The following is a 13,122-nucleotide window of genomic DNA, read 5'->3' as shown; positions in this document are numbered from 1 at the left end:
GTCTACCCGAGCGCTGGTGAAATTCTAGCGGCAGATGTTACAGGCGGTTATTCTTCCATCGCCTCGCGCCACAGCTTTTCAACCACCCGCTGGGCCAGCAGCGCCTGTTCGCCTGCGGTTTCGGGAATGGTCTGATTTGCCACGCAGTCGATAAAATGCTGCGCACAACCAACAAATCCGCGCTGTTCAAGCGTGCTCTGCCAGCCGGGAATGGGCTGGGTAACGATCCCTGCTCCGCGCTCTTCCTGCCAGTCGCGCATATCGGTGACCTGATACAGCCCGCCGTCGGTGACCGCCTGCACCCACTCGCGCTGGCTGCCCGCCCGGCGATGCATGCTGGTGGTGATTTGTAATTGTTGATGGGCGAAGTGGTGCTCGGCATACAGCATTTCACCCCGATCGTTGGTTTGCAGGACGCCGCTTTGCAGTTCTGCCGCGCCGCCTGCCAGCCATAGCGCGGTGTCCACCACGTGAAGGTAGTCATCCAGCAGGGTAAAGCGTAAATCGTGCGGGCCAACGCTGTCTGCGCGGTGTTTATCCATCCGCAGCGAGGCGCAATGTTCCAGTCGCGCTTTCAGCTCGCGATAGCGCGGCGCAAAGCGGCGGTTGAAGCCTACCATCAGAGTCAGTTTTTTACGCACCGCCAGATCCACCAGCCGCTCGGCATCCGACAGGTTTTCCGCCAGCGGCTTATCCACGCAGACGTGAACCCCGGCGTTGAGCAGCTCGCTCACCACCGCGTAGTGGCTGGCGGTGCTGCTATGCACGAACACCGCATCGCAGCGCGTCGCCAGTTCGGCAATCGACCCGATATAAGGAATGCGGTACGCGTCGCATATCGGCTGCGCCTTCGCTTGCGTCGGGGAAAACGCCCCCGCCAGCTGCCAGCGTGCGGCCGCAGAAAGCACCGGCAGCCAGGCTTTTTGCGCGATGCCGCCGAGCCCCACCATACCTACCCGTAATAAGGCCATGATTATTCTCCGAGATGCGCTAACAGGGAATCGAGCCGGGTTTGCAACTCCTGAACCTGCGCTTCCAGCACCTCAACGCGCAGCGCCAGATCGTCAGAGCTTGCGCTGACGCTCTCTTCATCCTGAGTGGGAATGACCGTATCGCCGCTGAACAAGTGCATATAGCGGCTTTCGCGCTTGCCCGGCTCGCGCGGCAAGCGAGCAACAAAGGGGCCGTCTTCACGGGCTGCCAGCCGCTCCAGGGTGTTTTCGACTTCCGCCATATCGGCAAATTCGTGCATCCGCGAGGTACGCCCGCGCAGTTCCCCCGGCGTTTGCGCGCCGCGCAGCAGCAGCGTGGCGATTAGCGCCACTTCCGCGCTGTTGAGTTTGAGATCGCCAAATTCAGAATTACAAAAGCGCTGTTCGTATTTCATCACCCGATTGCCGAACCCGCTGACGGTGCGCAGATAGTGGCGCTTCACCAGCAAATCCAGGGTGTTTTGCACCTCGGATTCGCTGAGATTCAGCACCGGCTCGCGGTTGGTTTTCTGATTGCAGGCCGTGACAATGCCGTTAACCGACAGTGGATACTGCTCTGGCGTAGTGACCTGTTTTTCCAGCATGCAGCCAATCACGCGGGCTTCGGTGGCGCTGAGTTGGTATTTCATTGAGGCTCCTTAACGACCTGCGGTCCATTCTTTGGTAGTCAATGCGGTTAATACGTGATCGCGCCAGACGCCGTCGATCAGCAAATAATCTTTGGCATAGCCCTCTTTTTCAAAACCCAGCCGGGCCAGCAGATCCCCGCTGCGCTGGTTATGGGGCATATAGTTCGCCATGATGCGGTGAATATGCTGGGTGCGCTGCATATAGCGGATGGCGGAGGTCAGCGCTTCAAACATCAGCCCCTGCCCCTGCCATTTTTCCCCCAGCGAATAGCCCAGATAGCAGGCGTGAAACGAGCCGCGCACCACGTTGGAGAAGTTGGCGACGCCGTAGATCTCTTTTTCATCGGGATCGAACAGCGCGAAATAGAACGCGCTGCCCTGCTTGTGCAGTTCATTGATCATGCCGAGCCGCGCCTGCCAGCCGGACGGATAGCAATGGCTCTCGTCACGAATCGGCTCCCAGGGCTTGAGAAACTGCCGGTTTTCGGCATAGTAGTCCGCCAGCCGCCAGGCATCCCGTTCGTAAATCAGGCGCACCACCAGGCGGTCGGTCACTAAGCGTATTTTCGGCACATTATTGCGATAGCCAAACATCTGTCGTTACTCCTTGCAGGCATTCTGTCGTCGCCCGTTAGCCACGCCATGTTTTTACTATACCTGTTGCCAGGAGAACAGTGAAAACAGCAACATGCCTTTTTTCAGGTCGTTATCGCGTTTCGATTAACGTCATCAATCAATCTCACAGATTGATAAAAAAATATTGTCGCCTCGACGATGGGAAAATGTGACCGGGCACCGCAAAATGGTTTTCTGTGGTTTCGTTTCCCGGGAGGGGGAAATGGCTGGGGTCTCGCAGGCAAGGAGCCTGGGTAAATATTTCCTGCTGCTCGACAATATGCTGGTGGTGTTGGGCTTCTTCGTTGTTTTTCCGCTGATTTCGATTCGTTTTGTTGACCAAATGGGCTGGGCCGCGCTGATGGTTGGGATCGCGCTCGGCCTGCGTCAGCTTACGCAACAGGGTTTAGGGATTTTTGGCGGCGCGATTGCCGACCGGTTCGGTGCCAAACCGATGATCGTTACCGGGATGCTGTTACGCGCGGCAGGTTTCGCCACCATGGGGATCGCCCATGAGCCATGGCTGCTGTGGTTTTCCTGCTTCCTGTCCGGTATCGGCGGCACGCTGTTCGATCCGCCGCGTTCGGCGCTGGTGGTGAAGCTGGTGCGCCCGGACCAGCGTGGGCGTTTCTTCTCGCTGCTGATGATGCAGGATAGCGCCGGGGCGGTGATCGGCGCGCTGCTCGGCAGCTGGCTGCTGCAATACGACTTTCGCCTGGTGTGCGCCGTGGGTGCGGTGCTGTTTGTGGTGTGCGCGGGAGTGAACGCCTGGCTGCTGCCCGCCTATAAGCTCTCCACCATTCGTACGCCGATGCGCGAAGGCATGGGTCGGGTTCTGAAAGATAAGCGCTTTATCACCTATGTATTAACCCTGGCGGGCTATTACATGCTGGCGGTGCAGGTGATGTTGATGCTGCCGATTATGGTGAACAACATTGCCGGAACGCCGGCGGCGGTGAAGTGGATGTACGCCATTGAAGCGGCGCTGTCGCTGACGCTGCTGTACCCTATCGCCCGCTGGAGCGAAAAGCGCTTCCGCCTTGAGCAGCGTCTGATGGCGGGTCTGCTGCTGATGACTTTCAGCCTGGTGCCGATGGGCTTAACCGCCTCCCTGCAACAGCTGTTTACGCTGATCTGCGTATTTTATATCGGTTCGATCATTGCCGAACCGGCGCGGGAAACGCTTAGCGCCTCGCTGGCGGACGCCCGGGCGCGCGGCAGCTATATGGGCTTCAGCCGTCTTGGTCTGGCGATTGGCGGCGCGTTTGGCTATGCGGGCGGCGGCTGGCTGTTCGATATGGGTCATACGCTCGGCCAGCCGGAACTGCCCTGGGCGATGCTGGGCGCGGTGGGGCTAATTACCTTCTTTGCGCTGTGGTGGCAGTTCAGCCTGCGCCGCGTCGATCCGTCTATGCTGGAGCCGGGTAGCTGATTTGCCCCCTGCTTTGTTCTCCTCCATACTGAAAGTTACGGTCATCATATGGAGGAGAAACGTGAAGCTATATATTTACGATCACTGCCCATTCTGCGTGAAAGCGCGCATGATTTTCGGGCTGAAAAATATCCCCGTCGAGCTCAACGTCCTGATGAATGACGATGTTGATACCCCCACCCGAATGATTGGCCAGAAGATGGCACCAATCCTGCAAAAAGACGACAGCCGCTATATGGCTGAGAGTATGGATATCGTGCATTACGTCGATAAGCTGGACGGCACGCCGCTGCTGACGGGCGCGCGTAACCCGGCTATCGCCACCTGGCTGCGTAAAGTCAACGAGTATGCCAATCGTCTGCTGCTGCCGCGTATGGCGAAAGCGTCGTTTGACGAGTTCTCCACGCCGGAAGCCCGGGCTTACTTTACCGAGAAAAAGCAGGCGTCCATTGGCGCGTTTGACGAGCATCTGGCCCACTCGCCTGGGCTGATAAAAAATATCAGCGACGATCTGCGCGCGCTGGATAAACACATCAAAGCGCCGAATGCGGTCAACGGCGAACTCTCTGAGGATGATATCGATCTGTTCCCGCTGTTGCGTAACCTGACGCTGGTCCAGGGGATCACCTGGCCGACCCGCGTGGCGGATTATCGCGACAATATGGCGAAGCAGACCCAGGTTAACCTGCTCACCTCCATGGCGATTTAAGCCTGAGCCGGCGCGACGCGCCGGCGTTTCAGTTTTTTCCCCTGTTATTTTCCACCTCAGTGCGCGATGCTGCCGGGATTAAGGATGGCGTAACGCTGAGGAACTCTATGAAAAAAATCGTTATCGCACTCGTCGGGCTACTGACGATGCTGGTGGTAGGTTGCAATCAATTAACCCAATACACCGTGACCGAGCAGGAAATCAACCAGGCGCTGGCGAAGCGCAATAACTTTGCTAAAGACATAGGCCTGCCGGGCATTGCCGACGCGCATATCGTGCTGTCGAATCTCTCCAGCCAGATTGGCCGCCAGGAGCCGAATAAAGTTACCCTGACCGGTGACGCCAATCTGGATTTAACCTCGCTGTTCGGCGACCAGAAAGCCACCATGAAGCTAACCCTGAAGGCGCTGCCGACGTTTAATAAAGAGCAGGGGGCGATCTATTTACAGGATATGGAAGTGGTCAGCGCAGAGGTGCTACCGCAGAAAATGGAAGGCGTATTAAAGACCCTGACGCCGTATCTTAACCAGTCATTAAAAAGCTATTTTAACCAGCAGCCTGCATACGTGTTGAGTGAAGACCGCACCAAAGGCGAGGCGCTGGCGAAGCAGTATGCCAAAGGCATTGAAGTGAAACCGGGCGAGATTGTTATCCCGTTTATCGATTGATCTAAGCGGGGGCAGCCACCGCCCCCGTAATAAAAAGGATGCAAACGAAAACGTTTCCGCATATCCTTTGTGCCCGGCATAAATCCAGCCATTGTTGACTGATTTCCCACCAGCCGGAGCACGCTCATGACCGTATCATCCCAGGAATTAACCATCCGCCGCCCAGACGACTGGCACGTCCATTTACGCGATGGCGAAATGCTGAACATCGTGGTGCCTTATACCAGCGAAACCTATGGCCGCGCGATTGTGATGCCCAACCTGGCACCGCCGGTGACCACGGTTGACGCCGCCCGCGCTTACCGTCAGCGTATTCTGGATGCCGTACCGGCCGGTCATTCGTTCGAACCATTAATGACCTGCTATCTCACCGACACCCTTGACGCCGACGAGCTGGAACGCGGATTTAACGAAGGCGTGTTTACTGCCGCCAAGCTCTATCCGGCCAATGCCACCACCAACTCCAGCCATGGCGTGACCAGCATTGATGCAATTATGCCGGTGCTGGAGCGAATGGAAAAAATCGGCATGCCGCTGCTGGTTCACGGCGAAGTGACCCACGCTGATATCGATATTTTCGACCGGGAAGCGCGCTTTATCGAAACCGTGATGGAGCCACTGCGCCAGCGCCTGACCCACCTGAAAGTGGTGTTTGAACATATCACCACCAAAGACGCCGCCCAGTATGTCGCCGACGGCAACGATCTGCTGGCCGCCACCATTACTCCGCAGCATTTGATGTTTAACCGCAACCATATGCTGGTTGGCGGCGTGCGCCCTCACCTCTATTGCCTGCCTATTTTAAAACGCAGCGTTCACCAGCAGGCGCTGCGCGAGCTGGTCGCCAGCGGCTGCGACCGGGTATTCCTCGGCACCGACTCCGCACCTCATGCGCGTCATAAAAAAGAGACCAGCTGCGGCTGTGCCGGCTGCTTCAATGCGCCGTCCGCCCTGGGCGCCTACGCCACGGTGTTTGAAGAGATGAACGCACTGCAACATTTCGAAGGGTTCTGCTCGCTGAACGGCCCGCGTTTCTATGGCCTGCCGGTGAATGAAGCGCAAATCACGCTGGTCAAACAGGAGCAAACTATCGCCCAGAGCATAGCCCTGAGCGACGACACCCTGATTCCGTTCCTGGCGGGTGAAACGGTGCGCTGGTCGGTAAAACGCTGACAGAGAAATATTTTCTGCCCCCTGTTGCAACCTGGATAAGATAACTGTATAAATATCCAGTATAAATAACAGGGGGCGATCATGCGTATTGAAGTCACCATAGCCAAAACCACCGTATTACCACCCGGCGCGATTGACGCGCTGACCACAGAACTGACGCGCCGTATCGAACATTCTTTTCCGGATACCGGAAATCATGTCAGCGTGCGCTATGCCGCTGCCAATAATCTCTCGGTGCTGGGCGGCGCGAAAGAGGACAAAGACCGCATCAGCGAGATCCTTCAGGAGACCTGGGAAAGCGCTGACGACTGGTTCTCTTCACCCTGAATTCGTGTTGTATCAACATACTGCTTTATGCACACTTCTGCTGCGGTATGTTGATGCATTTCGAATAGCGAAAATAAAAAAGTATTCTCTCATTGTGCATTTCCGGGCTCGCCGCCCGGCTTTTTATTATCCTCTTAACCGCAATTCTCTTTTCAGTTTTATCTGTATTGCCGTGTTGCAAACGCTTATTTATCCGAATAAGTTGCCGTTTTATTGTTCAAACAATTCCACCGTTTAAAAAAATGTGTTGCAGAAAATATATTTTTTAGACGTCGGCGCTAATCCACTGATATACTGAAATTGCTTCAATAAAAGACGCATTGAACCTCGAACGACGTTGTCTATAAACACGATAAAGGGGGTTATAATGGTAAAGAATAATGAAGTTATTCAGACGCATCCCCTTGTAGGATGGGATATCAGCACCGTAGATAGCTACGATGCGCTGATGCTACGTTTGCACTATCAATCGCCAAATCGCCCTAATCAAGATGACACCGAAGTTGGGCAAACCCTGTGGCTTACCACCGACGTAGCCCGCCAGTTTATTTCGATTCTCGAAGCTGGCATTGCGAAAATAGAATCCAGTGATTACCAGGAAAACGATTATCGCAAACATTAGTTTGCTTATCTTTTAATCGACAGGCACCTTCGGGTGCCTTAATTTTATGAATATTCTGATTGCTGCCGCTTATATTAATTTTGCTTAAGCGTTGTTGCGCAAACATATCCGCACTGCCTTTTGGTTATATTTCCCGCGATTCTGGTTGTTAACTATTCGGGTAAATCTTGTTTCTTTTCCTCAGGTTCTTTACTCTGCACTCCCTTCACTCAAATGGAGAAAATGTCCATGGAGTACGATCTCATTATTGTTGGCAGCGGGTCCGTGGGTGCCGCTGCCGGGTATTACGCCACCCGTGCGGGGCTGAAGGTATTAATGACCGATTCGGCTCATCCACCGCATAAAGAAGGCAGCCATCACGGTGAATCACGCCTTATCCGTCATGCCTATGGCGAAGGTGAAAAGTACGTCCCGCTGGTGCTGCGGGCGCAAGCGCTGTGGGATGAACTCCAGCAGCTAAGCGGCGAGAAAATCTTTACCCGCAGCGGCGTGTTGAATCTTGGGCCAGCGCATTCCGAATTTCTGTCGAACGTAGCGCAAAGCGCGCAGCAGTTCAGCCTGACGCTGGAAAAACTCGACGCTGCCGCGCTGATGGCCCGCTGGCCTGAAATCACCGTCCCGGCGGATTTTATCGGCCTGTTCGAACCCAATTCCGGCGTGCTGCACAGCGAAACCGCTATCGCCGCCTGGATACGTCTGGCAGAACAAGCGGGCTGCGCCCAGCTGTTTAATTGCCCGGTACAGGCCATTCACGCCGATGCGGACGGCGTCAGTATCGATACGTCTGAAGGTACCTTTCGCGGCCGCAAACTGCTGTTGAGCGCCGGAACCTGGGTGAAGCGGCTGGTCCCTGAGCTTCCCATTACCGCGGTGCGCAAGATATTCGCCTGGTATCAGGCCGATGGTCGTTACAGCACCAATAACCGTTTTCCGGCGTTTACCGGCGAATTGCCCAATGGCGATCAGTTTTATGGTTTCCCCGCAGACAATAACGAGCTGAAAATCGGCAAGCACAACGGCGGACAAATCATTAGCGAGCCTGAACAACGTAAACCTTTCGGCGCGGTGCATACCGATGGCGCAGAGGCTTTCCCGTTCTTACGGCATATCCTCCCGGGTATTGGCGGCTGTCTGTATGGCGCAGCCTGTACTTATGATAATTCCCCGGATGAGGATTTTATTATCGATACGCTACCCGGCGCGCCTAATGCCCTGGTGATTACCGGCCTGAGCGGACATGGCTTTAAGTTCGCGTCGGTGCTGGGTGAAATCGCCTGCCAGTTTGCGCAAGACGTTGCCTCTCCGTTCGATCTTTCGCCTTTCGCCCTGAGCCGCTTTAAAAATGCCTGATATCAAGGGTGGGCTCCCACCCTTGTAATTCCCCTCACGGCGCGGTAACCGGGTATAATGCCGCTGACTTTTCTCAAATGGGCTTAACCATGCGTCGGCTGTTTCATTTTCTGGTCAATAACGTGCGCGAGCATCTGGTACTTTACCTGGTGCTGTGGTCGTTACTGGCAATTATCGATCTGATCTGGATCTGGTTTTTCTGACGCGTCTGTCATCAATAAAATTGACATACATTGACAAACCACTGACGCAAATTTAACGATTCCCGCCTCTTTTCCGCCGTTATTCCACGCCAAAACAACGCTAAATTACGCCTTAGCTAAGCATTATTTTGTCGTTCAATTTCTTTGATGAACTGCTTCCATTTTTTTGGATTGCTTTTGGTTGGCGCTCACGCCATTGTTGCAGCAACTTTAAAATTTAACAGGCGCACAACAATGCAGTGGCGTAACTCACCCACCCGATACGGACATCTTTCAGTGATTTTACACTGGGCCATCGCCCTTACCGTTTACGGTATGTTCGGGCTTGGCTTATGGATGGTGACCCTCAGCTACTACGATGGCTGGTACCACGACGCCCCTGAGCTCCATAAAAGCATCGGCATCCTGCTGATGATGGCGATGGTGGTTCGCTTAGTCTGGCGCATGATTTCGAAGCCGCCACGCGCCCTGGCGACTTACTCCGCGTTTACCCGCGTCGCCGCGGCGGCTGGCCATGCCCTGCTCTATCTGCTGCTTTTCGCCATTCTGATTAGCGGTTACCTGATTTCCACAGCCGACGGCAAGCCCATCAGCGTATTTGGCTGGTTCGAGGTGCCTGCCACCCTCAGCGATGCGGGCGTACAGGCCGATCTCGCCGGTCAGGTCCACCTGTGGCTGGCGTGGGGCGTAGTTATCTTTTCCGTCTTACACGCGCTTGCCGCGTTAAAACACCACTTTATCGATAAAGATGCCACCCTGAAGCGGATGCTCGGGAAAGCGTCATAACTAAGGACTAAGGAGCGACAATGAAAAAAAGCCTGCTGGGGTTAACTATGGGTGCCCTGTTATTTACCACCGGTTCCGCCGTGGCTGCGGATTACGTTATCGACAAACAGGGCCAGCATGCCTTTGTTAATTTCCGCATTCAGCATCTGGGTTACAGCTGGCTGTACGGCACGTTCCGCGATTTCGACGGCTCATTTACCTTTGATGAGAAAAACCCGGCAGCGGATAAAGTGAATGTCACCATCAACACGAATAGCCTGGATACCAATCATGCTGAGCGTGACAAGCACCTGCGCAGCGCGGATTTCCTGAATGTGGCCAAATTCCCGCAGGCGACCTTCACTTCGACGGAAGTGAAAAAAGACGGTGAAGGGCTGGATATTACCGGCAATCTGACCCTCAACGGCGTGACTAAGCCGGTAACGCTGGATGCTAAATTAATCGGCCAGGGCAGCGACCCGTGGGGCGGCCAGCGCGCAGGCTTTGAGGCCAGCGGTAAAATTCATCTCAAAGATTTTAATATCACCACCGACCTGGGCCCGGCGTCTCAGGATGTTGAGCTGATTATCTCTGTAGAAGGCGTACAGAAGAAATAACCGGTTCCCTCGCGGCGGGTGCCGCGAGGGGAAAGGTCACTCGGGGTCAGGAATGCCCAGTTTAGTATTCAACCGTCCCCGGGATTTATTAAAAATTTTCGCGCCGTTTTCCCGCCCTGCACGCAGTTGACGCTGCTGCTCTTCCGGTAACGCCAGTTCGTGCTGGCATTTCTCGCTACAGCAACCGTTGAATTTCTCGGTGCACGTCGGGCACTGAATAAACAGCAGATGGCAGCCGTCGTTCTTGCAGTTGGTATGGGTATCGCACGGCGCGCCGCACTGGTGGCAATGTGCAATCACGTCGTTGCTAATCCGCTCGCCCATTCGCTCATCAAACACAAAGTTTTTGCCGACGAAACGCACCGGCAGCCCCTGCTCGCGGGCGCGACGGGCATATTCAATGATCCCGCCCTCAATATGCCAGACCTGCTTAAAGCCGTTATGGCGCATCCAGGCGCTGGCTTTTTCACAGCGAATGCCGCCGGTGCAGTACATGACGATTTTTTTATCTTTATGCGCTTCCATCATCTCGACGGCTTTCGGCAACTGCTCGCGGAAGGTGTCTGCGGGGATTTCCAGCGCATTCTCGAAATGGCCCACTTCGTACTCATAGTGGTTACGCATATCGATAAACACCGCGTCTGGATCGTCGAGCATGGCGTTCACTTCAGCGGCTTTCAGGTACTCGCCGACGTCGCTGGCATCAAACTGCGGATCGTCAATGCCGTCAGCCACGATACGGTCGCGCACTTTCATCCGCAGCACCCAAAACGATTTCCCGTCATCATCCACCGCGATATTCAACCGTAGGCCGTTGAGCGCCGGATCAAAACCGTACAGTAGTTCGCGCAACGCCTCAAGGTTGCTGGCCGGCACGCTAATCTGGGCGTTAATCCCCTCGTTGGCGAGATAAACGCGGCCAAATACCTTCAGCTCAACAAACGCCTGGTACAGCGCGTCGCGGGTGGCCTGAGGATTAACGATGGTGAAATATTTATAGAATGAGACTGTGGTGCGCGGCTCGGTTTCCGCCAGCATACGCGCCCTGAGTTCCTCATTCGAAATGCGGTTATGCAACACTGGCATGGTGTTCGTTCCTGCAATCGGTAAGGGAAATTTATCGCGCGGCATGATATAGCATTTAACACTAATTTACATCCACACAATCTGCGCTACATTTGCACCCTTATTTCAACAAACCCAACGGCATCCCCGGCTAACTCTCTGAGATTTTTGGCCCCGGGAAAAATTAATGCCACAATAGGCGCTATAGTTTCTCGATTTGTCATTCAGGAAATTCATGACTCAATTACCCACATTCTCGCGTCGTCTGCTTCATCCCCGTTTCTGGCTGAACTGGCTGGGCATTGGTGTGCTCTGGCTGGTGGTTCTGCTGCCCTACCCGGTGATTTATCGCCTCGGCTGCGGTATAGGCCGCCTGGCGATGCGCTTTATGAAGCGCCGTGCGCGCATTGCGTACCGTAACCTTGAGCTGTGCTTCCCGGAAAAATCGGACGCGGAACGCCATCAGATGGTGGTGAAAAACTTTGAATCGGTCGGCATGGGCCTGATGGAAACCGGTATGGCCTGGTTCTGGCCCACCTGGCGCGTTGAACGCTGGTTCGATGTGTCCGGCACCGAGCATATCAAAGCGGTGCAGGATCAGGGTAAAGGCGTGCTGCTGATTGGCGTTCACTTTCTGACGCTGGAACTGGGCGCGCGGATTTTCGGGATCCATAACCCGGGTATCGGTGTGTATCGCCCCAACGACAATCCCCTGCTCGACTGGCTGCAAACCTGGGGGCGGATGCGTTCCAATAAGGCGATGATCGATCGCAAAGATCTCAAAGGCATGGTGCGGGCGCTGAAAAACGGCGACATCATCTGGTATGCGCCGGACCACGATTACGGCCCGCGCAGCAGCGTGTTTGTGCCGTTTTTCGCCGTCGAACAGGCCGCGACCACTACCGGCACCTGGATGCTGGCGAAAATGTCCCGGGCCTGCGTAGTGCCGTTTGTGCCGCGCCGCAAGCCGGATGGCTCAGGGTATGAAATGGTGATCCTTGAGCCGGAGTGCAATCCGCCGCTGGAAACCGCCGAAGAGACCGCTCGCTGGATGAACGGCGTGGTGGAGCGCTGCATTATGATGGCTCCGGAGCAGTACATGTGGTTGCACCGCCGGTTTAAAACGCGCCCTGAAGGCGTGCCCTCGCGTTACTGATCCTCCCGGCGGCAGGGAACTGCCGCCGCGTTGTGGCGACTCTCTGATATTTCAGCAATAAAATTTCACATTCATACTGGCAAATTGTCAGATTCGTCTATTCTTTCCTGAAAAGCCCATGCACACAGGGAGATTGCCATGTCTATGTACGCCACACTTGAAGAAGCCATTGACGCCGCTCGCGAAGAGTTCCTTGCGGATAATCCCGGGATCGCTGAAGACGAGGCAAACATACAGCAGCTTAATATCCAGAAATACATCCTGCAGGATGGCGATATTATGTGGCAGGCTGAGTTTTTTGCCGACGATAGCGAGGATGGCGAGTGTCTACCGGTGTTAACCGGTGAAGCCGCTCAGAGCGTGTTTGACGGTGATTTTGACGAAATCGAGCTGCGCCAGGAGTGGCTGGAGGAAAATACCCTCCACGAATGGGATGAGGGTGAATTCCAGCTGGAACCGCCGCTGGATACCGAGGAAGGCCGGGCAGCAGCGGACGAGTGGGACGAACGCTAGGTTATTCGTACGGGCCGTGACTCGCATCAATCGGCAGTAGCAGGGTATCGAATACCAGCGAAAACGGCAGATCGAGCACGGTAACGTACCGCCACGCAGAGTCTCTGACATCCCACTGTACGCCGGGATAATACTGGTTGCCGTGCCCCTGTCCGGGTATGGTTCGGCTAATAATGCTGCCGCAGCCGCTTAACAGCAGCGCGGCCAGAATGATAACAACAGCGCGCATTCAATAATTCCTGTCAGTCTTAGGGATAAAAAAGCCGGCCCTGGTGGCCGGCTTTTT

General features: G+C 55.1%; 17 protein-coding genes. 12 read left to right on the top strand and 5 right to left on the bottom strand.

The window, feature by feature from the left end:
* Positions 1 to 47: 47 nt before the first annotated feature.
* The 3 genes from FND52_RS02495 to rimJ are packed head-to-tail and all read right to left on the bottom strand — an operon-like array spanning position 48 to position 2,215.
* A complete protein-coding gene (locus FND52_RS02495; RefSeq protein ID WP_144129208.1) occupies positions 48 to 971 on the bottom strand; it encodes a Gfo/Idh/MocA family protein in 924 nt (307 codons plus the stop codon).
* Positions 972 to 973: 2 nt separating this feature from the next.
* Positions 974 to 1,621 (bottom strand): YceH family protein, encoded by a 648-nt coding sequence (locus tag FND52_RS02490; RefSeq protein WP_144129207.1) that lies wholly within the window; start codon positions 1,619 to 1,621, stop codon positions 974 to 976.
* Between the two features lie 9 nt (positions 1,622 to 1,630).
* The gene (rimJ, locus tag FND52_RS02485) at positions 1,631 to 2,215 is read right to left on the bottom strand and encodes a ribosomal protein S5-alanine N-acetyltransferase (RefSeq protein ID WP_125292132.1); all 585 of its coding nucleotides are present in this window, start codon (positions 2,213 to 2,215) and stop codon (positions 1,631 to 1,633) included.
* A gap of 244 nt (positions 2,216 to 2,459) precedes the next feature.
* Here rimJ and mdtH point away from each other — a divergent pair, with 244 nt between their 5' ends.
* The 10 genes from mdtH (at position 2,460) to FND52_RS02430 (ending at position 10,102) form a co-directional block, all read left to right on the top strand.
* Positions 2,460 to 3,668 carry a multidrug efflux MFS transporter MdtH gene (gene mdtH / locus FND52_RS02475; RefSeq protein WP_125292133.1) on the top strand — a complete coding sequence of 403 codons (1,209 nt, stop codon included), beginning with the start codon at positions 2,460 to 2,462 and terminating at the stop codon, positions 3,666 to 3,668.
* A gap of 61 nt (positions 3,669 to 3,729) precedes the next feature.
* Entirely contained in the window at positions 3,730 to 4,377 is a 648-nt protein-coding gene (grxB, locus tag FND52_RS02470) for a glutaredoxin 2 (protein WP_125292134.1), read from the top strand.
* 107 nt (positions 4,378 to 4,484) lie between these two features.
* The gene (locus FND52_RS02465; RefSeq protein WP_125292135.1) at positions 4,485 to 5,045 is read left to right on the top strand and encodes a lipoprotein; all 561 of its coding nucleotides are present in this window, start codon (positions 4,485 to 4,487) and stop codon (positions 5,043 to 5,045) included.
* A 126-nt stretch (positions 5,046 to 5,171) separates the two neighbouring features.
* Positions 5,172 to 6,218, top strand: coding sequence for a dihydroorotase (gene pyrC, locus FND52_RS02460; protein ID WP_125292136.1), 1,047 nt, complete (start codon positions 5,172 to 5,174; stop codon positions 6,216 to 6,218).
* 81 nt (positions 6,219 to 6,299) lie between these two features.
* Complete coding sequence (dinI, locus tag FND52_RS02455) at positions 6,300 to 6,545, top strand: DNA damage-inducible protein I (RefSeq protein ID WP_125292137.1); 246 nt, start codon at positions 6,300 to 6,302, stop codon at positions 6,543 to 6,545.
* Between the two features lie 367 nt (positions 6,546 to 6,912).
* Positions 6,913 to 7,167, top strand: a complete 255-nt coding sequence (gene bssS, locus FND52_RS02450) for a biofilm formation regulator BssS (RefSeq protein ID WP_125292138.1) — start codon at positions 6,913 to 6,915, stop codon at positions 7,165 to 7,167.
* Positions 7,168 to 7,395: 228 nt separating this feature from the next.
* Positions 7,396 to 8,517: an N-methyl-L-tryptophan oxidase gene (gene solA / locus FND52_RS02445; RefSeq protein WP_144129206.1), complete on the top strand. Its 1,122-nt coding sequence runs from the start codon at positions 7,396 to 7,398 to the stop codon at positions 8,515 to 8,517.
* Positions 8,518 to 8,606: 89 nt separating this feature from the next.
* Positions 8,607 to 8,720 carry a YceO family protein gene (locus FND52_RS02440; protein WP_125292140.1) on the top strand — a complete coding sequence of 38 codons (114 nt, stop codon included), beginning with the start codon at positions 8,607 to 8,609 and terminating at the stop codon, positions 8,718 to 8,720.
* A gap of 234 nt (positions 8,721 to 8,954) precedes the next feature.
* Entirely contained in the window at positions 8,955 to 9,506 is a 552-nt protein-coding gene (locus FND52_RS02435; RefSeq protein WP_144129205.1) for a cytochrome b, read from the top strand.
* Positions 9,507 to 9,526: 20 nt separating this feature from the next.
* Positions 9,527 to 10,102: a YceI family protein gene (locus FND52_RS02430; RefSeq protein ID WP_125292142.1), complete on the top strand. Its 576-nt coding sequence runs from the start codon at positions 9,527 to 9,529 to the stop codon at positions 10,100 to 10,102.
* A gap of 36 nt (positions 10,103 to 10,138) precedes the next feature.
* On the opposite strand, the gene trhO is transcribed toward FND52_RS02430, so the two are convergent.
* Positions 10,139 to 11,188 carry an oxygen-dependent tRNA uridine(34) hydroxylase TrhO gene (gene trhO, locus FND52_RS02425; protein ID WP_144129204.1) on the bottom strand — a complete coding sequence of 350 codons (1,050 nt, stop codon included), beginning with the start codon at positions 11,186 to 11,188 and terminating at the stop codon, positions 10,139 to 10,141.
* 214 nt (positions 11,189 to 11,402) lie between these two features.
* Here trhO and FND52_RS02420 point away from each other — a divergent pair, with 214 nt between their 5' ends.
* Together FND52_RS02420 and FND52_RS02415 are read left to right on the top strand one after the other, a co-directional pair.
* Positions 11,403 to 12,323, top strand: coding sequence for a Kdo(2)-lipid IV(A) acyltransferase (locus FND52_RS02420; RefSeq protein ID WP_144129203.1), 921 nt, complete (start codon positions 11,403 to 11,405; stop codon positions 12,321 to 12,323).
* Between the two features lie 138 nt (positions 12,324 to 12,461).
* Entirely contained in the window at positions 12,462 to 12,836 is a 375-nt protein-coding gene (locus tag FND52_RS02415; protein WP_125292145.1) for a MysB family protein, read from the top strand.
* Position 12,837: 1 nt separating this feature from the next.
* Here the strand turns inward: FND52_RS02415 and FND52_RS02410 are convergent, their stop codons facing one another.
* The gene (locus FND52_RS02410) at positions 12,838 to 13,065 is read right to left on the bottom strand and encodes a YceK/YidQ family lipoprotein (RefSeq protein ID WP_125292146.1); all 228 of its coding nucleotides are present in this window, start codon (positions 13,063 to 13,065) and stop codon (positions 12,838 to 12,840) included.
* Positions 13,066 to 13,122 lie beyond the last annotated feature (57 nt).

This window comes from Atlantibacter subterraneus (genome assembly GCF_007570865.1).
In the GTDB taxonomy this organism is placed as follows: domain Bacteria; phylum Pseudomonadota; class Gammaproteobacteria; order Enterobacterales; family Enterobacteriaceae; genus Atlantibacter; species Atlantibacter subterraneus.
This window is presented reverse-complemented; position numbering and strand designations above follow the sequence as displayed.